Annotated in this window: 18 protein-coding genes; 9 read left to right on the forward strand and 9 right to left on the reverse strand. The window is 63.3% G+C overall.

The window, feature by feature from the left end:
• Positions 1 to 245 precede the first annotated feature (245 nt).
• Positions 246 to 1040, forward strand: a complete 795-nt coding sequence (locus HLH35_RS15700) for a TetR/AcrR family transcriptional regulator (protein ID WP_246385151.1) — start codon at positions 246 to 248, stop codon at positions 1038 to 1040.
• A gap of 41 nt (positions 1041 to 1081) precedes the next feature.
• Here HLH35_RS15700 and HLH35_RS15705 read toward each other — a convergent pair whose 3' ends face one another.
• The 5 genes from HLH35_RS15705 to HLH35_RS15725 all read right to left on the reverse strand — a co-directional run bounded on the left by HLH35_RS15705 (position 1082) and on the right by HLH35_RS15725 (position 7728).
• Positions 1082 to 1675: a chalcone isomerase family protein gene (locus HLH35_RS15705; RefSeq protein WP_182980042.1), complete on the reverse strand. Its 594-nt coding sequence runs from the start codon at positions 1673 to 1675 to the stop codon at positions 1082 to 1084.
• A 172-nt stretch (positions 1676 to 1847) separates the two neighbouring features.
• A complete protein-coding gene (locus HLH35_RS15710) occupies positions 1848 to 2345 on the reverse strand; it encodes a PaaI family thioesterase (protein ID WP_182980043.1) in 498 nt (165 codons plus the stop codon).
• Positions 2346 to 2427: 82 nt separating this feature from the next.
• On the reverse strand, positions 2428 to 4218 hold the full coding sequence (locus HLH35_RS15715; RefSeq protein WP_182980044.1) for an acyl-CoA dehydrogenase C-terminal domain-containing protein: 1791 nt from the start codon (positions 4216 to 4218) through the stop codon (positions 2428 to 2430).
• 19 nt (positions 4219 to 4237) lie between these two features.
• Positions 4238 to 6589 (reverse strand): 3-hydroxyacyl-CoA dehydrogenase/enoyl-CoA hydratase family protein, encoded by a 2352-nt coding sequence (locus HLH35_RS15720; RefSeq protein WP_182980045.1) that lies wholly within the window; start codon positions 6587 to 6589, stop codon positions 4238 to 4240.
• The gene (locus HLH35_RS15725) at positions 6589 to 7728 is read right to left on the reverse strand and encodes a thiolase family protein (RefSeq protein ID WP_182980046.1); all 1140 of its coding nucleotides are present in this window, start codon (positions 7726 to 7728) and stop codon (positions 6589 to 6591) included. The genes HLH35_RS15720 and HLH35_RS15725 overlap by 1 nt, the downstream gene beginning before the upstream one ends.
• Before the next feature lie 618 nt (positions 7729 to 8346).
• Between HLH35_RS15725 and HLH35_RS15730 the strand changes: the two genes are divergently transcribed.
• The 5 genes from HLH35_RS15730 (at position 8347) to HLH35_RS15750 (ending at position 15131) form a co-directional block, all read left to right on the forward strand.
• On the forward strand, positions 8347 to 9978 hold the full coding sequence (locus HLH35_RS15730; RefSeq protein WP_182980047.1) for an electron transfer flavoprotein-ubiquinone oxidoreductase: 1632 nt from the start codon (positions 8347 to 8349) through the stop codon (positions 9976 to 9978).
• 34 nt (positions 9979 to 10012) lie between these two features.
• A complete protein-coding gene (locus HLH35_RS15735; RefSeq protein ID WP_182980048.1) occupies positions 10013 to 10762 on the forward strand; it encodes an electron transfer flavoprotein subunit beta/FixA family protein in 750 nt (249 codons plus the stop codon).
• Between the two features lie 2 nt (positions 10763 to 10764).
• Positions 10765 to 11700 (forward strand): electron transfer flavoprotein subunit alpha/FixB family protein, encoded by a 936-nt coding sequence (locus HLH35_RS15740; RefSeq protein ID WP_182980049.1) that lies wholly within the window; start codon positions 10765 to 10767, stop codon positions 11698 to 11700.
• A 422-nt stretch (positions 11701 to 12122) separates the two neighbouring features.
• Positions 12123 to 13403: an OmpP1/FadL family transporter gene (locus HLH35_RS15745; protein WP_182980050.1), complete on the forward strand. Its 1281-nt coding sequence runs from the start codon at positions 12123 to 12125 to the stop codon at positions 13401 to 13403.
• A gap of 78 nt (positions 13404 to 13481) precedes the next feature.
• A complete protein-coding gene (locus HLH35_RS15750; RefSeq protein ID WP_182980051.1) occupies positions 13482 to 15131 on the forward strand; it encodes a long-chain-fatty-acid--CoA ligase in 1650 nt (549 codons plus the stop codon).
• 3 nt (positions 15132 to 15134) lie between these two features.
• Here HLH35_RS15750 and HLH35_RS15755 read toward each other — a convergent pair whose 3' ends face one another.
• Entirely contained in the window at positions 15135 to 15362 is a 228-nt protein-coding gene (locus HLH35_RS15755; protein WP_182980068.1) for a hypothetical protein, read from the reverse strand.
• A 183-nt stretch (positions 15363 to 15545) separates the two neighbouring features.
• On the opposite strand from HLH35_RS15755, the gene HLH35_RS15760 reads away from it, so the two are divergent.
• On the forward strand, positions 15546 to 16187 hold the full coding sequence (locus tag HLH35_RS15760; RefSeq protein ID WP_182967885.1) for an SCO family protein: 642 nt from the start codon (positions 15546 to 15548) through the stop codon (positions 16185 to 16187).
• 184 nt (positions 16188 to 16371) lie between these two features.
• Here HLH35_RS15760 and HLH35_RS15765 read toward each other — a convergent pair whose 3' ends face one another.
• The 3 genes from HLH35_RS15765 to HLH35_RS15775 form a co-directional block, all read right to left on the reverse strand.
• On the reverse strand, positions 16372 to 17766 hold the full coding sequence (locus HLH35_RS15765; RefSeq protein ID WP_182980052.1) for a PepSY-associated TM helix domain-containing protein: 1395 nt from the start codon (positions 17764 to 17766) through the stop codon (positions 16372 to 16374).
• A gap of 14 nt (positions 17767 to 17780) precedes the next feature.
• Positions 17781 to 20120 carry a TonB-dependent receptor family protein gene (locus HLH35_RS15770; protein ID WP_182980053.1) on the reverse strand — a complete coding sequence of 780 codons (2340 nt, stop codon included), beginning with the start codon at positions 20118 to 20120 and terminating at the stop codon, positions 17781 to 17783.
• A 179-nt stretch (positions 20121 to 20299) separates the two neighbouring features.
• Positions 20300 to 20686 carry a hypothetical protein gene (locus tag HLH35_RS15775; protein WP_246385152.1) on the reverse strand — a complete coding sequence of 129 codons (387 nt, stop codon included), beginning with the start codon at positions 20684 to 20686 and terminating at the stop codon, positions 20300 to 20302.
• A gap of 168 nt (positions 20687 to 20854) precedes the next feature.
• On the opposite strand from HLH35_RS15775, the gene HLH35_RS15780 reads away from it, so the two are divergent.
• Positions 20855 to 21097 (forward strand): hypothetical protein, encoded by a 243-nt coding sequence (locus tag HLH35_RS15780; protein ID WP_182980054.1) that lies wholly within the window; start codon positions 20855 to 20857, stop codon positions 21095 to 21097.
• 775 nt (positions 21098 to 21872) lie between these two features.
• Positions 21873 to 22736 carry a glycosyltransferase family 2 protein gene (locus tag HLH35_RS15785; protein ID WP_182980055.1) on the forward strand — a complete coding sequence of 288 codons (864 nt, stop codon included), beginning with the start codon at positions 21873 to 21875 and terminating at the stop codon, positions 22734 to 22736.
• Positions 22737 to 23006 lie beyond the last annotated feature (270 nt).

Below are 23006 nucleotides of genomic sequence, written 5' to 3' on the forward strand. Positions count from 1 at the left end.
CTCTCCCACCCGTCACGGGTTCCACCCCGGCAATCGCACCCAAAATTTCTAACATTTGTTAGCCCCTATCTACTCCGGGCGCCAGTCCGCGTCGAGCCGCAAACGCGGCCCCTTCCATCACGGATGGTTGAGGGCACAAAACCTTACGATGCCAATAGAAAATGACAAATCCCCCAACAAATCCTGTATTCTTTCAAATGCCGGACCGACGGGCCGAAACAATCCAGTTCTGGAATCGACCGAGAATGACGATATCCCGCACGCCGCCGAACAGAAGAACCCGGGCGCCCGCCGGACGCTCCGTCCTCTCTGCCATGCGCGCGCTCCAGGGCAGCCCGAATGGCGAGGAATCCGGCACGCAGGCCGAACGCCGACAGGAAATCCTCGAGGTCGCCGCACAGCTTTTTTCCGAACGCGGCTACAAGGCCACCTCGATCCGCCAGATCGCGGACGCGGTCGGCATGATGGCCGGATCGCTTTACTACCATATCCAGTCAAAGGAATCCCTTTTCGTCGAGATCCATAACCGCGCGCTCGACGCGGCAGCCAGCCGGATCTTCTCGGCCATCGCGCCCCATACCGCGCCCTGGGCCCGGCTCGAGGCCGCCTGCGCCGAATTGCTGGATATCCAGCTCAGCCTGACATCCATCACGCTCCCGCTGATGAACAGCATCATCTCCGCACCGCCGGACGTGCGCAGCGCACTGATCAAGAAACGCGACGAATTCGAAACGATTTTTCGCAACATCATCGACGACCTGCCGCTGCCGGCCACGATCGATCGCGACATCTACCGGATCCTGCTGCTGCGCGTCCTCAACACCGCCAGCGACTGGTACCGCAGCGGTCGCATGTCCCACGACCAGATCGCCCACCAGATCTTCACCATTTTCAGGCACCAGGCCGAAACGGAAGCGGACAGGGAAACCGCCCCCACATCGACCAAGCCACGCAACCGCCCGACAGGACGCACGCCGAAGCCGGGACGCCGCCCCGCTGCCCAAGCCTCTTCCGATATACTCGACAAATCAATGGCCTGAAAAAAATCGCGGCCTCCGAAACCGCGAGGCCAGGCCCCTCCTCAGTTCGCCGCCCCCAGCAGCCCGTCGCGAAACCCTTCGGTCGGCGCCGCCGCACTCAACAGCGACTGCACAAGCCCCACCCCGAACGAGGGGTCAGCGATCGACGCCACCACCACACCGTTACGCTGCATGCTGACCCCCTGATCCGTTACGAGGATAAGCTGCGCCTCGCCCCTCTTCGCGGCGGCCAGATGGCCGGTAAAAGCGGCATAGGAGGCTTCGTTCTGTGCACTGCATGCATAAAGCTTGCAGTAGCGGGCATGGATCGAATCATATTCGTCCTTCACCCGCTCCAGCGGCGCATCATGAAGGAATTCGGTATAAATGACTTTCGGATTCGGCCCCTCGGCAATAGTTTTGCCATCATGGGCCGGCGAGACGAGGTAAAGCCCGGTCGCATACCCATCCACCAGATGATAGAAGACACGCAATCCCACGCCATTGAGCTTCAGGGACGTATTGCCGATCTTCAGATCATCGGGAAAGACGGCCCCTCCGACCCTGGTGTCCGCATGACCGGCGGATGATGCTCCCATCAACCCGGCCACCAGGGCCAGGCCGATATGGAATGACGACCTGCGCAATCCAGACATAAGGCAATCCTCCAGAGCATGCCGGACACCACCGCATGCGGCATCCCGGTTTGGACTTGACGGCTGAACAGTCTGAAACACAAAAACGCCCGATATACGCCACCCACCGGCGCAACCCGGCTATCCGCGACGGGAATTGCGATGCACAATCCGCGGCGGAGAAGCAACCCGGTCAGCTTCGCATGAAATCGCGCAGCAACTTTCCGGTATCGAGCGGAAATTCCGGGTCGGGCGCAATCCGTTTATAGACACCACTGGCCCGCCCGATCGGCTTGCCCTTCACCCGCGCCAGCCCCTGGACGAAGACGGTATTCCGCGTGATCCGCAGCACGTCGGCGCTGAATTCTATCCAGTCGCCGGGCATGCCCGGCGCCAGGAAATCGACACCCAGCGACATCGTGGGCAGGATCGGCACCTGCAGATCATTCTCGAACAGTGTCGCCATGGCCATATACCCGTCGAAGACGGTGGCGATCATCCCGCCATGGCAGATCCCCGCATGATTGCAATGACGAGGCTCCACGGTAAAGCCGGCCAGCAATCGCCCGTCCGATTCCGCCACGTCAAACCCACCGATCGCCGCGTCGAAGCCGGTTCCACTGAGCAGGGGCAGCGGACGAAATCCCGCGGGCCGCGCCCCCGCCGGCGAAGTGTCAGACAGATGGACCATCACATCGTTCCCCGGAAAGCAGGCAGATCCGCACGAAATGCCGTCCCGCTCCTCCACCCGGCGAAGCAGGACGGCACGCACGTCAGAATGCGTCGTCGGCCAGCGCCATCATCGACGCCTTGCCTGCCTTGATCTTCAGATAAAGCGACGCCGTTTCCGGAAGAACACGATCATAGAAGAAACGGGCGGAGGCAATCTTCCCGCTATAGAATGCCTGATCCGGCCCGGCGGCGAAGGATTTCGGCACGGCCACCGCCACCGTCCGCGCCCACAGATAGGCCAGCGAGACCAGTCCGATCAGCCGCAGATAATCCGTCGCGGCCGCCCCCGCCTCCTCCGGGTCCTTCATCCCGCGCTCGGCAATCTGCCCAGTCGCAAGCTGCAACGCCCCGAACGCGCGCTCCAGCCCGGTGACCATCTCGCCCAGCAGCGGATTCTCCTTGTTCTCGGCAATAAACGCCGCAATGGGGTGAAAGAGCCCGCGCAGATTGCGCCCCATATGCGGCGGCAGCTTGCGCCCCACGAGGTCGAGCGCCTGAATCCCGTTCGTTCCTTCATAGATCATCGCAATCCGCGAATCCCGCACCAGCTGCTCCACCCCATGATCGGCGATATAGCCATGCCCGCCATAGGTCTGCACCGCGAGATTGGCCGATTCAAACCCAAGGTCGGTGAACAGCGCCTTCACCACCGGCGTCATCAGCGCCACGAAATCCTCGGCGTCGCGACGCTGGCGTTCGTCGGCCCCATGCTCGGCCACATCCAGGGTCATCGCCACCCACGCCCCCAGCGCCCGGCAGCCCTCGGCATTGACGCGCATGGTCATGAGCATGCGCCGCACATCGGGATGCACGACGATCGGGTCGGCCGGCAGCGCCGGATATTTCGCCCCCGCCAGCGACCGCCCCTGCAGCCGCTCCTTCGCATAGGCCACGGCGCTCTGGTACGAGACCTCGGCAATCCCCAGCCCCTGGATGCCCACGCCCAGCCGCTCGGCATTCATCATGGCGAACATTGCCTGCATCCCCTTGTGCGGGGCGCCGACCAGCCAGCCCTTCGCGTCATCGAAGGCCAATTGGCAGGTTGCCGAGGCCTTGATGCCCATCTTGTGCTCGATGCCCGTGCACAGTACGCCATTGCGCTCGCCCGGCGTCCCGTCCTCGCGCGGCAGGTATTTCGGCACCAGGAACAGGCTGATCCCCTTGATCCCGGCCGGAGCATCCGCCAGCCGCGCCAGCACCAGATGGATGATGTTCTCGGACAGGTCATGCTCCCCGGCCGAGATAAAGATCTTCGCCCCGCTGACGCGGTACGTCCCATCCTCCTGCGGCACGGCCTTCGTGCGCAGCAGCCCCAGATCCGTGCCGCAATGCGCCTCGGTCAGGCACATGCTCCCCGACCATTCGCCGCTGATCATCTTCGGCAGATACAGCGCCTTCAGTTCGTCCGAACCATATTTGCGCAGCGCCACCATCGCGCCGCCGGTCAGGCCCGGATAGAGCCCAAAGGACAGGTTGGTCGCGCAGATCATCTCCGAGAGCATCATGCCAATGGTCTCGGGCAGCCCCTGCCCGCCAAACTCCGGCGGCGCGGACAGCGCCGACCAGCCGGCCTCGCAGAACTGCCGATAAGCCTCCCGGAACCCTTTGGGCGTGGTGACGACCCCATTCTCCAGCCGGCACCCCTCCCGGTCGCCCGACGCGTTCAGCGGCAACAGCACTTCGGAGGTGAATTTCCCCCCCTCCTCCAGCACCGTCTCCGCCAGATCGGCATCGACTTCGGAAAACGCCTCAAGCGTCGTGAGCCGCGAGAAATCATGCAGCTCGGTCAGCACGAACTTCATGTCGCGCAGGGGCGGTGTATAGGTTTGCATCTCTCTGTCTCCCCTTGCGTCAGTTTCTGAGGGGCTTGCCGGTTTCGAGCATGTGCTCGATCCGGTCCAATGTCGGAATGCTCTGGATCAGCTCCAGGAACGCCGTGCGCTCCAGCTCCAGCATGTCCTCCTCCGTCACATTCTCCGTGCTGTCATGCGCGCCGCCGGTCAGGATAAAGGCCAGCTTCCCCGCCACGGTCACGTCATGGGGTGTCGCAATGCCCTGCCGCACCATGCCCTCCACCGCCATGTCGAGCGCAAGCTTCCCGCCCGCCCCCGCCAGATGGAATTCCGGCTTCGGCGGCGGGTGGTATCCCTCGACCAGCGACAGCGCCAGCTCCTTCGCGTCGGCCAGCAGCCGGTCGCGATTCATGGTGATGCCATCGCGATCACGCAGGATATGCATCCGCCGCGCCTCGGCGGCCGATTTCGAGACCCGCGCCGTGGCGATCATCTCGAACACCTCGCGCGTCGGCGGCATCGGCCCCCCGGCCGTGTGCGGATCGGCCCGCAGCCGGTCCAGCATCTCGCCGCACCCGCCCCAGCCCGGGACCAGCCCCACTCCGCATTCGACCAGCCCGATATAGCTCTCCGCATGCGCCTGCACGGCATCGGCATGCAGCACGATCTCGCACCCGCCGCCCAGCGCCATGCCGGCCGGCGCCGCCACGACCGGGAACGGCGCATATTTCAGCGCCTTGTAGACAGCCTGCCCGCGCACGACGAGCTTCCTGATCTCCCCCCACGCCGCCATGTTCGCCGCAAAGGCCGCCAGGCCAAGATTGGCACCAGCCGAAAAATGCGTGGCATCCGAATAGAGCACCAGTGCCTTGAAATGCTCCCCGACATGGGCAATCGATTTTTCCAGGATCGCCATCACGCTCTCATCGAACGTGTTCATCTTCGTCGTGATCTCGAAGCACGCCACCCCGTCGCCGATATCCCACAGCGCGCCCGACCTGCTCGACAGCACCGGCTTGCCACGCTTGCGGAAATCGCCCAGCAGGATAACCCCTTCGGCCCGCGCCACCGGATGCCAGGCACCATCCACACCAAAAGCCTGGGTCACGCCGTCCCGGTCCTGATAGAACCGCCCGTCCCCGACCGCCTCGATCAGCGCCGGCACCGCGATTCCTTCCTGACGCAGCAATGCGGCCAGCTTCGCGGCCCCAATCTGGTCGATCAGCGCAAACGGCCCCTTCTTCCAGTTGAATCCCAGCTCCATCGCCTTGTCGACACCGACGATATCGTCCGAGATCTCGGGCACCAGCGACGCCGCATAGGCCAGCGTCTCGCCCATCACCTTGCGCGCATAGGCCCCGAACCGGTCACCGGAGGCCAGCAGCCCGGCCGCATCCCCCGCACCCGGCGGCAGCGTAAACCGTTCGGAGACCGCATAGGCACCCGTGGCCAGATCGATCGATTCCTTGACCTTCCCGCCACCCGCCTTGCTGACGCGGTAAAAGCCACCCTTGCCCTTGCGGCCGGTATAGCCCCCCTCGATCATCTTCCCGATCAACGGCAGATCGTCGGCAAAGGCATGGTACCGGTCCCCGGCCGCCAGCAGCGACTTCATGCTGGCCGAGATATGCGGCATCAGATCGATACCCACCAGGTCGAGCAACCCGAACACGCCGGTCTTGGGAATGCCGAACGGCCGGCCGATGATCGTATCGACCTGCTCCACCGTCAGCCCATGGTCCACCGCCACCCGCGCCGCCGCCTGCATCCAGAACGTGCCGATGCGGTTGGCGATGAAACCCGCCGTGTCCTTGGCCCGCACGACACTCTTGCCCAGCCACCGGTCGCAGAACTCCGTCACCGTACCGACATGCGCCGGATCGGTCGCCGGCCCGGTCACGATTTCCAGCAGCCGCATGTAGCGCGGCGGGTTGAAGAAATGGGTAATCAGGAAATCGCGCGTGAAACGCGCCGGCAGCCCCTCCACCAGCCGCGCCAGCGGAATGGTCGAGGTATTCGACGAAATCGGCGTGCCGGGCCGACGAACGGCGTCAAGCCGGCGATAGAGCGCCTGCTTGAGGTCAAGCCGCTCGATAATCACCTCGACCACCCAGTCGCATTCCGCGACCCGGGCGAGATCGTCATCGATATTGCCGGTCGTGATCAGCTTCGCCGCCGCCGGGTCCATGAAGGGCGCCGGATCGGTCTTCAGCGCCCTGGCGATCGCGTCATTGGCCAGCGCGTTCGGGTCCGCCCCGTCCGCCTTGCGGTCCAGCAGCAGCACCGGCACCCCGGCATTGGCAATCTGGGCGGCAATCCCCGCCCCCATCACCCCCGAGCCGATCACGCAGACGCGCGAGAAGGTCGGCCGTGCGCCGTCCGTCCCGCCAGATGTGACATACTGGATCATCAGATGCGCTCCAACACCGTGGCAATGCCCTGCCCACCGCCGATGCATTGCGTCGCCAGCGCGTACCGCGCGCCCTCGCGCCCCAGAAGCTGCGCCGCCTTGCCGACGATGCGCGCGCCGGTGGCGCCCAGCGGGTGGCCCAGCGCGATCGCGCCGCCATCGATGTTCAGCGTCTCGTCACGCAGCCCGAGTTCGCGCACGCAGGCGATCGACTGGGCGGCAAAGGCCTCGTTCAACTCCACGACGCCCACGTCCCCGATCGCAATCCCCGCACGCTCCAGCGCCTTGCGTGACGAGAGGATGGGGCCCAGCCCCATCACCTCGGGCGCACAGCCGGAAATGGCGATCGAGCGGATGCGCGCCAGCTTCGGCAACCCCTTGCGGTCGGCATACGCCTCCGAACAGACCAGCACGGACGCCGCCCCGTCGGTCAGCGGCGAGGACGTGCCCGCCGTCACCGTGCCATGGGCCGCGTCGAAGGCCGGCTTCAACCCCGCCAGCCCCTCCGCATTGGTGTCCGGACGCGGGCAGCCATCGACCGAGACCACACCGTCACGGGTCTGGATCGGCACGATCTCCGCCTCCAGCCGGCCCGCCGCGACGGCATCGCGGGTACGCGCCTGGCTGCGCAGCGCGAACGCCTCCTGCTCCGCGCGACCGATCTCGTATGTCCGCGCGACATTCTCGGCCGTGATGCCCATGTCCATGTACGCACCCGGGCGCTTCTTGTAGAGCGCCGGATTGGGCAGCGGATTGAACCCACCCATCGGAATGCGCGTCATGCTCTCCACACCCGCGCAGATAAAGGCCTCCCCGGCCCCCATGCGGATCGCCCCGGCCGCCATATGGACCGACTGCATCGAAGACCCGCAGAAACGGTTGACCGTCACCCCACCCACCGAAAGCGGCAGGTCGCTCAGCAGCGCCACGATCCTGCCGAGATTGAAACCCTGCTCTCCTTCCGGAAACGCACAGCCAAGGATCAGGTCCTCGATCTCCTCGGGCGCAACTCCCGTACGCTCCACCAGAGCCCGGACGACCTGGGCCGCGATATCATCGGGGCGCATCCTGACGAACTGCCCCTTGCGCGCGAGCTGAAACGGCGATCGCGCATACCCTGCAATGACAACGGAATTCATGAATGGCGCTCCTGGCAATGCCCTCGCCCATTATGTCTAACGTTTGTTTGGAACGAAGGCGCGCGTTGTGCCCCCTTTGATAATTGAATGGCAGCCTCCCAGCAAAGACGCTTTGTCGTGATGACACGGTTCATTGATGGAACCCGCTACCGCCCGGGGAAGGAAAACCCGCGCAATCCCGCAGATATTAATCATATATATCAATATATTATCATAATAACCTGCCCTTCATGCCTCACGCCACACCCCTCAAAAATTCTCAAAAATTCATACGAACGGTCGTTAGATTTTTTTCTTCCCTCCCCGGAATCGCGGGAAAGACCACCGCCGGCACCCGCCGGATATCCACGTCACACTCCCGCATCGACACCAGACCGAGCGCCGATCTCAAACATGTGACGGAAAGAGGAAAAACGGATAATTTCTTTTCTTATCATGATTCTATGCAATTTCCCTGCATACCCGGCCCCCTCTTCCACCACGCACGGGGCTCCACTCTCTACCTATCGACTGTTCGATAAAAACGCGGCGCGATATAGACTTCCCTTGTCGAACGGTACCACGCCCACCAGATGCCGCGTCCGCGCCGCCCGGTACCCGAACACTGGAGACCTCTACATGAGCCAACGGGACATCATGGAGTTCGACGTCGTGATCGTCGGCGGCGGCCCGGCCGGGCTGGCGGCCGCCATCCGGCTGAAACAGCTCATGCCCGACGAATCCGTCTGCCTGATCGAAAAAGGCAGCGAAATCGGCGCGCATATCGTCTCCGGTGCGGTCATCGAGCCCCGCGCGCTCGACGAATTGCTGCCCGACTGGCGCAACCGCAACGCCCCGCTCGACACGCCGGTAACGCGTGAGGAGATGTATCTCCTGACCGAACGCAAGGCATTCCGCATCCCCGCCCTGCCATGGGTCATGCCGCATCTGGCCAATCACGGCAATTTCGTCGTCAGCCTGGGCGATGTCTGCCGCTGGCTGGCCACACAGGCCGAGGCGATGGGGGTGGAAATCTATCCCGGCTTCGCCGGCGCGGACGTGCTGATCGAGAACGGTCGCGTCGCCGGCATCCTCACCGGCGACATGGGCATCACCCGCGATGGCACGAAAGGCCCGAATTTCGCGCCGGGCATGGAACTGCGCGGCAAATACACCCTGTTCGCCGAAGGCTGCCGCGGCTCCCTGACCAAGCGCGTCATGGCGCATTTCAACCTGCGCCAGGGCGTCGATCCGCAGACCTACGGCCTGGGAATCAAGGAAGTCTGGGAAATCCCTGCCGAACTGCATGAACCCGGCCTGGTACTGCACAGTTTCGGCTGGCCGCTGGACGACCGGACCTATGGCGGCGCCTGGCTCTACCATTTCGGCAGAAACCTCGTCTCCTACGGCTTCGTCACCGGGCTCGACTACGCCAATCCATGGCTCTCCCCCTATGACGAAATGCAGCGCACCAAGCTCCACCCGGTCTACCGCAAATATTTCGAAGGTGGCCGCCGCCTGATCTACGGCGCCCGTGCGCTGTCCGAAGGCGGGCTGCAATCCCTCCCCCGCCTCACCTTCCCCGGCGGCGCCCTGATCGGCGACACCGCAGGCTTCCTCAACACGCCCAAGATCAAGGGCACCCACACGGCCATGAAATCCGGCATGCTCGCCGCAGAGGCCATAGCCGCAGCCTATGCGGCAGACGCGCCGGAACCCGATACCTTCACCGACCGGCTGCAGGTGTCGTGGCTGCATCAGGAACTCTCGGCCGCCCGCAACATCCGCCCCGCTTTCGCCCGATGGGGCACGCTGCGCGGAGCGCTCTATGCCGGCATCGATGCCGCCATCCTGCGCGGCCGCGCTCCCTGGACGCTCCATTTCCACCATGCGGACCACGAGACCCTGCGCCCCGCCGCATCGTGCCCGCCGCTCTCCTATCCCAGGCCCGACGGCACGATCACCTTCGACAAACTCTCCTCGGTCTTCCTGTCCAACACGAACCACGTGGAGGACCAGCCGGTCCATCTTCGCCTGCGCGACCCGGCCCTGTGGAAGCCCATCAACTGGGACACGTACCGCGCGCCCGAGATCCGCTACTGCCCGGCCGCCGTCTATGAAGTCGCCGATGCCGAAACCGCGCCCCGGCTCGTGATCAACGCGCAGAACTGCGTCCACTGCAAAACCTGCGACATCAAGGACCCGCCCCAGAATATCGACTGGTACACGCCCGAGGGCGGCGGCGGCCCCAACTATCCGGGCGGCATGTGATCCGCCCCCAACCCTTCATTCTCCCTGAGGAACCATGAAAATCCTTGTCCCCATCAAACGCGTCGTCGATTACAACGTGAAGGTCCGCGTCAGGCGCGATGGCGGCGGCGTCGAGACCGCCGGCGTCAAGATGTCGATGAACCCGTTCGACGAAATCGCGGTCGAAGAAGCCCTGCGCCTGCGCGAGAAGGGCGTCGCGAGCGAAATCCTGACCGTCTCCATCGGCGTCCCTCAGGCCGCCGACACGCTGCGCACCGCCCTGGCCATGGGCGCCGACCGCGCCATCCTGGTCCAGTCCGAGGAAAGCCCCGAACCGCTCGCCGTCGCCAAGATCCTGAAAATCCTCGTCGATCGCGAAAAGCCCGATCTCGTCATTCTCGGCAAGCAGGCCATCGACGACGACATGAACGCCACCGGGCAGATGCTCGCCGGCCTGCTGGACTGGCCACAGGCTACCTTCGCCAGCCGGGTCGAGAAGACGGCGGACGGGCTCGCCGTCACGCGCGAAATCGATGGCGGCTCGGAAACCCTGTCCCTCGCCCTGCCCGCCATCGTCACCGCCGATCTGCGCCTGAACGAGCCACGCTACGCCGCGCTGCCCAACATCATGAAGGCCAGGAAGAAGCCGCTGGAGACCATCGCGGCCGCCGATCTCGGCGTCGACCTGACGCGCCGCCTCACCATCCTCTCGATGGCCGAGCCCCCGGCCCGCAAGGCAGGCATCAAGCTGGGCAGCGTGGCCGAACTGGTCGAAAAACTCCGCAACGAAGCCAAGGTGATCTGACCATGACCGCGCTCGTCCTCCTGGATGCCGAAGACGGCACCATCCCGCAGACCTCCCGCTCGGCCATCGCGGCGGCCACCAGCCTTGGCGACATCGACGTGCTGGTGACCGGCGGCGCCGACACCATCGCAGCCGCGGCGGCAAGTGCGGCGAAAATCCCCGGCATCCGCAAGGTCCGCACCGCGTCGGGCGAAGCCTTCGCCCACGGCCTGGCGGAACCGCTGGCGGCGCTGCTCGTCGCCCTGGCCCCGGACTATGACCATATCGTCGCCGCCGCAACCGCCATCGGCAAGAGCGCCCTGCCCCGCGCCGCTGCCCTGCTCGACGTGCAGGTGATCCCCGATGTCATGGATATCAAGGATTCCGAGACCTTCGTGCGGCCGATCTTCGCGGGCAACGTGCTGGTCACCCTGCATTCGTCGGACGCTAAGAAGCTCCTGACCATCCGCACCGCCAGCTTCGACCCCGTGGCCGCCGAGGGCGGCACCGCCCCGATCGAAGCCGTGACCCCACCCGATGACCAGCAGAAATCGCGCTTCGTCTCGGCGGAACATTCCAGCACCGAACGCCCCCAGCTCGAAGCCGCAAGGGTCATCGTCTCCGGCGGCCGTGGCCTGCAAAGCGCGGAAGGGTTCAAGATTCTGGAACCGCTGGCCGACAGGCTCGGCGCCGCCATCGGCGCCTCCCGCGTCGCCGTCGATTCCGGCTTCGTCCCCAACGATTACCAGGTCGGCCAGACCGGCAAGATCGTCGCGCCCGATCTCTATATCGCCTGCGGCATCTCCGGCGCCATCCAGCATCTGGCAGGCATGAAGGACAGCAAGGTGATCGTCGCCATCAACAAGGACGAGGAAGCCCCCATCTTTCAGGTCGCGGATTACGGCCTGGTCGGCGACCTGTTCCAGATCGTTCCCGCCCTCACGGCGGCCCTCGGATAATCCAGCCCCAGCGGGAAGACCATAGGGGCGCCCCGGCCTTCCCGTCCCCTCCCGACGACATATTCTACCTAACGATTGCTCTACATAATATCCGTCCCGCCATCCCCCACATGTAAGGACCGGCCGCGCGCCTGCCGCGCCGATAGTCGTTTCCCCATCAAAAAAAACGGCCCGATCCGGTCACTCGCCGGAACTCCCTTCTTTTTCAGACGTTTGGCACCGTCATTTCCGGCTTTTCAATCGAGAGAGTGTGAAGCGCGCCGCTTCCGACTCCTGCCGTAATTTTCTTGCAAGCCGCTGGGGCGGCGCTCATTGTTTTCCCGGATCAGAGACATGAGGGATGCATTTGTCCGCTTAACCTATCAAATGTTTGGTTTGAATGCTGAGATGGTCAGTCAATAATGAAAAAGAAAATCACACTGATGGCATGCAGCGCCCTCGTCGCCCAGACATTGCTCAACCCCGGCCAACAGGCCGCCGCCTCGGGCTTCGCCTTGCGTGAGACCGATGCGATTTCGCTGGGCAACGCCTATGTCGGCTCCGTCAGCCGCGCGGGGGACGCATCCACCGTCCTGATGAACCCCGCCGGCATGTCCTTCCTCGACTATAGCGAATTGCAGGGCAACGTGTTCTACGCCGGCCCGGTCGCCCGGTTCTCCGGCCAGAACTATCTGGGCCCCGGCATCACCACCCCGGGGGTGCAGGGCAATCGCGGCATCACCGACGCCGCCACCGCCGCCAGCTACGGCGTCCTGAAAATCGATCCCCGCTGGGCGATCGGCTACGGGTTCTATACCCCCTACGGCCAGCGCGCCAATTACCCGTCCAACTGGGTCGGCCGCTATCAGAGCCTCGTCAGTTCGATCACGGACTACGAACTCGGGGCGATGGCCTCCTACCGCTTCAACAGGCACTTCTCGGTCGGCGTCGGCCCGCGCTTGGGCTTTCTCACCGGCCGCTTCACCCGCGATGTCAATCTCGGCGCGCTGAACGCCTTCGGGCCGACCACGGCCGACATGGCCGGCAACGCCTTCGGCTTCGGTTACGATGCCGGCCTCCTGTACAAGCCCGATGACGCGACCCAGATCGGCATCAACTATCAGTCGCGCATCACGTACGATCTCTCCACCCGCACCCAATTCTCGCCCCCGCCGCTGCTGGCCGCCAACCGGCTGGTCAATGGTTCGCTGATCGCCCAGAGCGGCCATGGCGCCATGCAGGTCACCCTGCCCGACAGCGTCTCGTTCGGCGTCACCCGGGTCCTGTCGCCGCGCTGGACCATCATGCTGCAGGGCGAATGGACACACTGGTCCCTCCTGCACGGGCTGAACAATGTGTCCGATCACCCCGGCGGCGCCAGCACATCGATCGCGGTCAACTGGCGCAATACCTGGTTCGGCGGCATCGGCGCCACCTACCAGGCATCGAAAGCCGTGCTCATTCGCGGCGGCTTCAGCTACGACCAGAGCCCGACGACCCTGAAAAACCGCAACACGATCACGCCGGATACCGATCGTTTCGATCTGGGCGTGGGCGTCGACTACACGCCCATTAGGCGTGTGACCCTCACCCTGTCCTACGCCCACATCTTCGGCACCAACCCCAAAATCGACAATGCCGCCTCCGCGACCTCGGGGCGCCTGGTCGGCACCTACAACGATTACGGCAACATCGTCGCCTTCGGTGTGAGAACGCATTTCTGAACGACAGCGGGAGCCACCGGATCGACCCCCTCGCCAGGGTCTCCCCCGCCCGATTGAAGGGTTTTCCCCATGAATGCCATGAACGAGAGCACCATCCTGCGTCATGCCGCATCAGGCGATGCGGTACACGATCTCTTCGATCTTCTGCGCGTCTCGACCTTTCGCCGCCCCAATGCCCTGGCCATCGATTTCATGGGGCGCAAATTCACCTATCGCGACATCTTCCAGGCGGTGGAGCATGTCGCGGGCGGCCTGAACGATATCGGCGTCTCCAGGGGCGACCGCGTCGCTCTCTCGCTGCCCAACACGCCTTACTCCGTCATCGTCTTCTTTGCCGTCCAGCGCATCGGCGCCGTCGTCGTCAACCTCAACCCGCTCTACGTCCAGCATGAGGTCCACCAGATCCTGAAGACCGCCGACATCTCGGTACTGGTGATGTCAGACATCGCCGCCATCGCCGAACCCACATACCGGGCGGCCGAGAACAGTTCGGTCCGGCGCATCGTCGTCTGCCCGTTCTCGCGCGCGCTGCCGCCGATCAAATCGACGCTGTTCAAGGTCCTGAAGTGGCGGGACATCTACCATTTCCCGGCCGACAAACGCATCGTCTCCTACGACACGCTGGCCCACAGCAAGACGGTGGCCAAACATGTGACGATCGACCCCCAGCACGATGTCGCCGTCCTGCAATTCACCGGCGGTACCACGGGCATTCCCAAGGCGGCCAAGCTCACCCACGGCAATCTCCTGGCGAATATCGAACAGGTCAAGGACATGGCGCAGGAGGCCCTGCGCGAGCCACCGACCACACTGGGCATCCTGCCCCTGTTCCATGTCTTCGCGCTCATGGCCGTCATGCTGCTCACGATCGAACGCGGCGGCGAGATCGTGCTGCTGCCGCGCTTCGACACGCACGCAACGCTCGCCACCATGCGCCGGGTCCGGATCGCGCTCATGCCCATCGTGCCGACGATCCTGACCGCGCTGCTCCGCGATCAGGATCTCTCACCCGACCTGTTCACCCATATGCGCGCCATCATTTCCGGCGGCGCGCCATTGCCCGTCGCCCTGCGCAAGCGCTTCGAGGAAACGGCCCGCTGCCCGATCATCGAAGGATACGGGCTGAGCGAGACCTCACCGGTCCTCACCCTCAACCCGCTCCATGGCGTCCGCGACGGCTCCTGCGGCAAGGTGGTCATCCATACCGACCTCCAGATCCGCAGCCTCGACGATATCACCCTTCGCCTTCCCACCATGGAAAAAGGCGAAGTCTGCGTACGCGGTCCGCAAGTGATGTCCGGCTACTGGAAGAGCGATGAAAATGCCGCTGCCTTCACACCGGACGGCTATTTCCGCACCGGCGATGTCGGCTATCTCGACGCGGACGGCTATCTCTTCCTGGTCGATCGCCTCAAGGACATCATCATCTGCGGCGGCTACAACGTCTATCCGCATATCATCGAAGAGGCCCTTCATCGCCATCCGGCGGTGCTCGAGGCCCTCGTCATCGGCGTCCCCGACCCCTATCGCGGCCAGGCGCCCAAGGCGTTCGTCACCCTGCGCCCCAATTCCACGGCAACACCGGCCGACCTCGCAACCCATCTGGAGCAATATATCTCCAAGATCGAACGCCCGCGCGAAATCGTTCTTCGCGACTCCCTGCCCAAGACCCTTATCGGCAAACTGTCACGAAAGGACCTGAAAATTCAGGAAGGAATCACAGACTGAGGCTCAATGATGCAGAAACCCCATGCCGACCTGGGTCGCGGTCCGCAGGGCTTCCGTCCACAGCCCCTGCCCGCCGCCACCCATCCCGCCCCTGCCACCGCCGTGCGACCGGTTATCGTCGACAAAGGGCTGGCCGTCCTCATCCAGCGGTCGGTCCCGGTCGGCACAGGCGGAGAGCATCGGCACCGCAACCGCCAGGGCAAGGACCATTTTCAGGGCGGATGCGCGCACGGACAGGACCTCTGCATGGCCAACGGGATCGTGCCGGAACCCTAGCGAAGCAAGATCTTTCGTTAAGGCACTGAATTGTCACAAAGCGTCACCAGCTCCAGCCCCTGCGTCCGCAATGAGTGTCGCGATCCGCCGCAAAAATCCGTAAGGTGCGCCCCATCATCGCCACCAACGGCAAGAGGCATGCCGAAAAAGACCGCACCCTCCCCCCGCACCGCCCCGCCGACACGGGCAGGCCACCGCACACGCATGGCGCTGTTCGGCCTGGCGGCATGCGGCCTGCTGCTGGCGGCCGCCGGATTGCGCACGCTGGTCCTGGATCGCCCCCACGCCACCATCGGGGGACCGTACGCGCTGACCGACGAACAGGGCCGCGCCGTCACCCAGGCCGATTTCCACGGCCACTACACGCTGATCTATTTCGGCTACACCCATTGCATCGATGTCTGCCCGCTGACGCTGGCAACCGTCACCACGGCGCTCGACCAGCTCGGCCCCCGCGCGGCATCGGTCGTGCCAGTCTTCGTCACCGTCGATCCGGCGCGCGATACCCCTTCGGTCGTACGCGACTATGTGGCCCATTTCTCGCCGCGCATCGTGGGGCTGACCGGCAGCCCCGCCCAGATCGATCCGGTACTCGCCGAATTCCACGTCCTGGCCCGCCGGCACCCCGCGATGTCGAGCCTCCCCGACGGGGCCTATCTGATGGACCACAGCTCCGTCCTCTATCTGATGGACGGCAACAACCATCTGGCGGCCATGCTGCCGGTCGATTCCAGCCCCCAGGCCATCGCCGACCGACTACGCACCGTCCTGAGAACCTGACCGGACCTGCGCGCTGGTGGCGATCCGACGCGCGTTTCCTGTGCTCCGATGCTCACGGCCATCAAGGCCGCTCCGCTTCGGTGCTCGGAAACACACGACGGGCGCGGCCCGTTGGGCCGCTCTCGCTCACCAGCCCACAGGTCCGGTCAGGTTCTGACGGGCTCGTTGCCGGCAACCCGACTTGTCAAACCGTCTCCGTGCCGTCCGCCCGAACGCGGCGCCCCATCACCCATGCCGCCGCCGCCAGCAGCAATAGCGATATCCCCAGTTCCGGCAGCAACACGCCCAGCAGGACCATCACCGTAACGGCACCGACGCCCACACGCCGTCCCGGCAGGGCGGCCGGCACGCCCCAGCCGCCCGGCGGGCGCCGCCGCAGCCACAGAATGGTCGCGGCAATGCTCATGGTCGCCAGCCCGCTGGCCACCAGCAGGTTGAGCAACTGGTTGGGCCAGCCGAACAACTGCCCCTCATGCGCCGCCACACCATAGCCGACGGCGCGATCGACCAACCCCTTGCCGGCAAAATCCTGCCGCGACATCACCGCTCCATCCGGGGCGACCTGCACGCTGGCCCGAAGCGGCCGATCCTGCGTATCCGACCGCACCTGCCACGCCGCCCCGGCCGCCGCCGGCGGGGTCACAAGCACCGGCGCCGGCAGCCCCAGCCGCACACCCGTCGCCACCACATCGTCGAGCCCGACAAGACCATCCGGCGCGACCGCCTGCCCGCCGCCCATCTCCATGCCCGGCATGCCACCCATGCCACCCATGCCACCCATGCCACCCATGCCACCCATGCCGGCATGGGCCGCAACCCGATGCCCGGCAATGGTGTCACGCACCGGAACGGCACCGATCTCCCAATCCTGCACCGCCATCAGCCGTCCCACCCGCTGCTCGACCGATTGCAGCGCATGCCCCCACACAAACGACCATGGCAGGCCGGACACCAGAAACAGCGCCAGGACCAGCGACAGCCAGACTCCGCTCACGGCATGCAGGTCGCGCCACCGCGCCCGCCCGGCCAGGCCGAGGCGCGGATAGAGAATACCCGCCAGCCCGCTGCGCCCTCGCGGCCACCACAGATACAGACCGGTGAGGATCAGCACGATGGTCCAGGACGCGACCATCTCCACGATGACCGACCCCACATTGCCCAGCAGCAATTGCCCATGCAGCTTGAACACCAGCCGCTCGAACCGCGCCTCCTCCGGCACCTGCTTCAGGATGGCCAGCGACGACGGATCGACATAGACCCGGATCGCCTCACCACCCCGCAGGACAATGATTCTGGCCGCGCCATGCCCTGGGCGCGGCAGTTCATAGGCCATGAACCGGCTGCCCGGCACTGCCTCCAGCGCCGCCCGCACCTCCGCCGACGGCGCGGCCGGCGCACCCGTCACCGCCAGATGGTCGTAACGCCAGTCGATCAGATCATCGACCTGCGGCTTGAACAGATAGATCGCCCCCGTCAGCGCCAGAAAGGCGACGAAAGGCAGGCAGAACAATCCCGCCAGCATATGCCAGCGCCAGATCGTCCGATAGTCGGGCCAGAAGGCGGATCGCCCCTCACGCATGCTCCGCTCCCCCTTCAAAAATGCACACGCACGCCGCCGAAGACGGCACGCGGCGACCCGGCATAGATCGACCCGGTCCGGGTCGCGAGAACCGCCGCCCCGGCCTGCGTGCCATCGGCCTGCAGTACGTCGGCAATGTTCGTCGCCCCGGCAACGTAAGTCTGGTTGGCAAGATTCTGCACCTCGATATAGGTATGCAGCCGGTGCACCCAGCCGAGACGTTTCGGCGGATCGTAATGCAGCTCCAGGTTCACCAGCTGATAGGCCGGCGCGCGCAGGCGATTGGCATTGTCCAGCCAGTAATCGCTCCGCCAGGTCACCTCGACATAGCCGCCCAGCCCTTCCAGCGGCCCATCCGGCTGGTCGTAGAGAAAACGCGCATTCAGAAAATTCGGGACTACACCGGGAATGCTCTTGCCACTGCGATCGAACGTGCGCGACAACCCGCTGCCGGACAGCCTCTCGGTATAATCGGTGTAGATCTGATTGTCGTATGTGTAGCTCAGCCTGACCCGCCCACCCGGCAGGGCATGCGGCAGCGGCGTCCATTCCGCCCCCAGCTCGACACCCTGATGCTGCGATGCCGGAGCGTTGAAGGTGAAGGCGCTGATGGTGTTGACCCCGGCCGACTGGCTGACCAGCTCGTTATTGTAGAATTCGTAGAACCCGGTGGCCTGAAGATCGAGCGTGGGCAACGGATGCCAGTCCGCACCCAGATCGACACCCACGCTGGTCTCGCTCTTCAGATTCGTGTTGTTGCCGTAATTTCCCTGCGGGGTCACGAACAGGTTCGACGTCGTCGGCGTGGCATAGGCGGTGCCGACGCGCGCATGCAGCGTCCAGTCCCGATCCGGCGCATAGATCAGCGCCGCCTCCGGCGCCAGATTGAAGAAAAAGCGATTGGCCGTGATCGCGCTGACGCTCTGCCCGGCATCACTATATTTATACAGGTTCTGGATCGCCCCAAGATCGGAATAGGTGCCCCCCAGCCCGATCACCGCATGCCATTGCGGCGCAAACTGCCAATCCTCCTGGAAACGGGCACCGAGATTCCATTGATGCCCGTACGAGGTCCCGTTCAGCCCGCCACGCGTCGCCCCGCCTGCCGGCGTGACGTTATAGACCTGCGATCCGAAATCCAGATAATCGAAGCTGACGCCGCCGAACGTCGTCAAGTTCGTGGCCCCCAGACGCGCGCGGTTCGTCACATCGCTGCTGGCATTGTAGGAATCATACGGCCCCACATAACTGGCAACCGAAGTCGGCTGGTCGATATGCCGCTGGTCATAGGTAAACTGGTTGCGCCAGGTGGTCCGGCTGTCGAAATCATGCTCCCAGCGCAGCCCGACGATGGTCCGCCGGTCGAACCGGCCCAGCCCCGCCTGCTGTGGCGTGCGCGCCGCCGTCGCGCCATACCGGCCGTTGACCAGCAAATTCACCGTGGCGCACCCCGCCGCCGCATTCGCGGCCACGGCACAGCCAAGCTGGTACGGATTGAGGCGATACTGCTCCAGCGACAGCCGCAACGGCAGGAAGGCATCGGTGACATTATTGACGAATTTCAGGATCAGCCGGTCCCGGTCCGTCAGGTTGACCCGCAGCCGCGCATTCTCGGTCGAGGTCGCGTAACTGCTGTTGGCAATAAAGCCATTGCCCCGCACATCGCTGCCAAAGACCGTCAGATCATAGGACCGGCCACCCACGCCCAGCGTGACGTAATTGTTGAACATGCCGAAACTGCCGAAATCCGATCCCAGTTCCAGCCCATGGATATCCGCGCCATTCCGGGTGCGGAAATTGATCGCGCCATTGATCGCGTAATTGCCGTACACGGTAGAGGCCGGCCCCTGGAAGACATCGACACCGTCATAGGCATGCGGGTCGATCAGGTCCGACCGCGCCGTGCCGTCCGGCTGCGTGACCGGAAACCCATCCTCCAGCACCTGGATATTCTTCATCCCGTAGGATTGCCGGTCCCCCGACCCGCGCACCGAAACGACGACATCGCGCGGCCCGTTCCCCGCGACGAAGCTGACACCGGGAACGGTCACGACCATATCGGCCACACTCTGCCCGACCTGGTTGGCGAAGCTGCTCCGCTCGGCGCTATAGGTCGTCTGCCCGGCCGGCCGGATCGTCGCCGGCCCACGGGCCGAGCCCGTTACGGTAATCCGCTCGGCCGGCGGCGCCACGGGCACGACAGGGGCCAAACGCTTGGCGGGCTGCCGCGCGGGCGGGGTGGCGGCGTGATGTTTCACCTCGGCCGACTGGGCAAACGCGGCATGGCCGCACGCCAGCGCCAGCACGCCGGCGATCGCACGCGGCAGACGGGTATGGATGATTCTGATAGGCATCGACTCAGACCTGAAAGAACGACACGAAAACCCACCGCGCCAGGGCACAGGGGTCGCGGGAACGTATGTCGAGCCTGATTGGAAATATGCGGTGGCAAGCGAAAGCGGCCTCGATGGCCGGTCACCGCGGAACGCAAAAAACGCACGCAGGACGACAGCGCACATCGCCAATCAGGCCCTCAGGCCTGGGCGGGCGGCCCCTGCGGATAAAGGCTGAAACGGTGCCGGAAGGGCGGCCCGCGCACGGGCGGAAACACCCAGCCCATCCCGGTTGCGACGGCAGCACGGACCACCAAAGCGGCACTGCCCACCGTCAGCGCGGGCGTATCGAGCGCCTCGGCGAGCAGGACGAACCCGTCCGCATGCCCCTCACCATGATGCGACCCCTCGGGGCCCGGCGTCACAGGATGATCGCTGTCGCAGAACACCGACAGGCTGGCCAGTTGCGCCAGCGGATCGTCGAACACCGCCTGAGGGCTCGCCAGCCCACCGAGCGCCAGCCGCGCGACCAGCGCAAGCAGAACCAGCGGCCATGCGGCCCGCCACCTCGCTCCCCTGTCACGCATCGCAACCATCATCCGCTCTTAGGACCTTTCTCCCGGCCTGCCTAGCGTATCCAGACTGTCATAAACCCGGGAACCCGCGCCCAGACCGCCGTCGGGGCATTTTTTCCCTTCCTTTTTTGGCGGCTTCGTCCATACGTCGGCCGTCCAGCAGGAAGAAGGGGGGACATCATGGAAGACGAAAACGACGTGATCGTCGGCTATCTCGTGATCAAGGAGATCGGCGACGACGAGGTCCAGTTCTGGGACCCGGAAGCGGGCTGGAACGACGACCCGGACGACGGCAAGCTGTACGAGACCGAAGAAGAGGCCGAGCGTGACGCCGAGACCCTCCGCGCCGGCAACAACGACACCATCACCGTCGAGCCGGTCTACGGCGACGATGACGAGGAAGAGGACGAAGAGGGCCTCTGATCTTATTCAGGGGGCATCGGAGCAACAAACCGAGGCCCCCTGAAGCGGCATCGGAAACGACCGCGGATGCTTTTCCTTCCTCGGCATCACACCAAACACATGAACTTCGGGATAGCCCCGGCCAATCCGGCGCCCTCGGCAAGCAGGCGCTGGGTCACCAGACGCAGCGCCCGTGCCATCCCTTTGATATGAACGTCGCGATCGCACGGCACCTCGTCTTCGGGCCACGCTGTCAACATATGTCGGGCCCTTGGCCCGCAGCACCGTACAGACGCACGGTGGGCCATCCCACCCTGGTGATGAAGTCGCTGCCCTGGCTCAGTTCATCATGAAAATTACGAACCGGGCATAACCCCGATCGGTGATGACGATGCGTCCGCATCAACCGGCGTATGGGCCGTCTCCTCGGCCCTCCTGTCGGCTGTCAGGCGCAGACTGGTGAAACGACCTCGACCGGGGTTGTAGCAGGCATGCAGCTTTCGCCATCCGCCATGGCCTGGGGCGCAGATCACCGAACGGCCCACCAGCGACAGAATCAGTCCGGCTCCATCGGAGGAGAGACCATCCAGCGCGCGAGGCCAGCAGGCACGCAAGGATATGGACCAGCTAATCCTCCACCCCGCGCACTATATTTTTACCTATTCCTGTGGCATGTTAAAAAAAGTAAATTATTTGGAATCTCCCCAGCATGAATCACGCCGATAATTTCTCTTATTTGTTTCCCACTCATCGGAAATGGTCAACCAGCGAAGAGACGGGATCTGTCGGAATCATAATGCGAACCAAGAACAGACCGGCTCTATTGCCGAGAGCTATAAGAAGTGTTCTTGGTCAAATCCATACGAAATGGAAGTTATATATTGTTAATGACGGCGGGGATCGAGCTGCTTTTAACGAGTGTATTTTCCAATATCAGAGCGCATTCGGCGACAAATTACATATCATACACAACCCCACCAGCTTAGGTATGGAAGCGGCGTCAAATTGCGCCTTGCGACTCATTTCAGAAGACTACGTTATTGTACATGATGATGACGATTCATGGCATCCCCTTTTTTTAACAGAAACCGTAAATTTCCTAAAAGGAAACCCCAATTACGTCGCCGTCACGGCAAACTGTATCGTTGTCAATGAAGTTATAGAGCAAAACTACATAAGGGAACTCTCTCGAGAAAAATGGCAATTGTGGCGTGCCACTATCGATGCATGCGATATTCTCACGCAGAATGGGGTCCCGCCAATATCTTTGTTAATAAGACGTAGCGTGGCGCAACTCGTTGGCGAATTTAACGAGAATATGCCCGTATTGGGAGATTGGGATTATATTCTCCGCCTCTTCCTCGAAGGTGATATCGGAACAATAGACAAAGAGTTGGCCTTTTATCACCACAGAAAGAATAGTAATGATTCTTACGGAAATAGCATTCATTCAGGAATAAGTAAGCATCAAATTTACCAGAGCCTATACAAAAACTCCCTTGTACGAAAAGCCATAAAAGATAATATGAATAATTTTGGAATTATCCAAGTTATGATAGAAAAAATGGAAAGAGATAAGCGTGAACTACTGATGCATATGCATTTCCTGAGCGGAAATATATTAAAAGAACTAAATGAAATAAAATCAAAAATAAAGTAACTGCAATTATTATTTATATATGCCCTACAAAATGATTGCCTATGCCTATCCATCAGGACAATGAATAGGCATAGAGACCAATCGTTGATCCATCGTCCTTACGATGCCACATTCGATTGCCCGGAATAGCCCTGTCGATATATCCAACAAAATGCTCATACCCCACCATGTCATTCCCCGGACCAGATTTATTGCGCCTGTCACCTGATCCTCGACCTCCGCTCCACCAAAGTAGCAATCTCCCCAGAAAACCCATTCATAATCAAACGA

The sequence above is a fragment of the Gluconacetobacter asukensis genome (assembly GCF_014174375.1).
Classification (GTDB): domain Bacteria; phylum Pseudomonadota; class Alphaproteobacteria; order Acetobacterales; family Acetobacteraceae; genus Gluconacetobacter; species Gluconacetobacter asukensis.

Excerpts from the sequence above, each read along its gene's own strand:
- HLH35_RS15700 (WP_246385151.1), top strand. The coding sequence starts at position 246 with ATGACGATATCCCGCACGCCGCCGAACAGAAGAACCCGGGCGCCCGCC.
- HLH35_RS15705 (WP_182980042.1), bottom strand. The coding sequence starts at position 1,675 with ATGTCTGGATTGCGCAGGTCGTCATTCCATATCGGCCTGGCCCTGGTG.
- HLH35_RS15710 (WP_182980043.1), bottom strand. The coding sequence starts at position 2,345 with ATGGTCCATCTGTCTGACACTTCGCCGGCGGGGGCGCGGCCCGCGGGA.
- HLH35_RS15715 (WP_182980044.1), bottom strand. The coding sequence starts at position 4,218 with ATGCAAACCTATACACCGCCCCTGCGCGACATGAAGTTCGTGCTGACC.
- HLH35_RS15720 (WP_182980045.1), bottom strand. The coding sequence starts at position 6,589 with ATGATCCAGTATGTCACATCTGGCGGGACGGACGGCGCACGGCCGACC.
- HLH35_RS15725 (WP_182980046.1), bottom strand. The coding sequence starts at position 7,728 with ATGAATTCCGTTGTCATTGCAGGGTATGCGCGATCGCCGTTTCAGCTC.
- HLH35_RS15730 (WP_182980047.1), top strand. The coding sequence starts at position 8,347 with ATGAGCCAACGGGACATCATGGAGTTCGACGTCGTGATCGTCGGCGGC.
- HLH35_RS15735 (WP_182980048.1), top strand. The coding sequence starts at position 10,013 with ATGAAAATCCTTGTCCCCATCAAACGCGTCGTCGATTACAACGTGAAG.
- HLH35_RS15740 (WP_182980049.1), top strand. The coding sequence starts at position 10,765 with ATGACCGCGCTCGTCCTCCTGGATGCCGAAGACGGCACCATCCCGCAG.
- HLH35_RS15745 (WP_182980050.1), top strand. The coding sequence starts at position 12,123 with ATGGCATGCAGCGCCCTCGTCGCCCAGACATTGCTCAACCCCGGCCAA.
- HLH35_RS15750 (WP_182980051.1), top strand. The coding sequence starts at position 13,482 with ATGAACGAGAGCACCATCCTGCGTCATGCCGCATCAGGCGATGCGGTA.
- HLH35_RS15760 (WP_182967885.1), top strand. The coding sequence starts at position 15,546 with ATGCCGAAAAAGACCGCACCCTCCCCCCGCACCGCCCCGCCGACACGG.
- HLH35_RS15765 (WP_182980052.1), bottom strand. The coding sequence starts at position 17,766 with ATGCGTGAGGGGCGATCCGCCTTCTGGCCCGACTATCGGACGATCTGG.
- HLH35_RS15770 (WP_182980053.1), bottom strand. The coding sequence starts at position 20,120 with ATGCCTATCAGAATCATCCATACCCGTCTGCCGCGTGCGATCGCCGGC.
- HLH35_RS15775 (WP_246385152.1), bottom strand. The coding sequence starts at position 20,686 with ATGCGTGACAGGGGAGCGAGGTGGCGGGCCGCATGGCCGCTGGTTCTG.
- HLH35_RS15780 (WP_182980054.1), top strand. The coding sequence starts at position 20,855 with ATGGAAGACGAAAACGACGTGATCGTCGGCTATCTCGTGATCAAGGAG.
- HLH35_RS15785 (WP_182980055.1), top strand. The coding sequence starts at position 21,873 with ATGCGAACCAAGAACAGACCGGCTCTATTGCCGAGAGCTATAAGAAGT.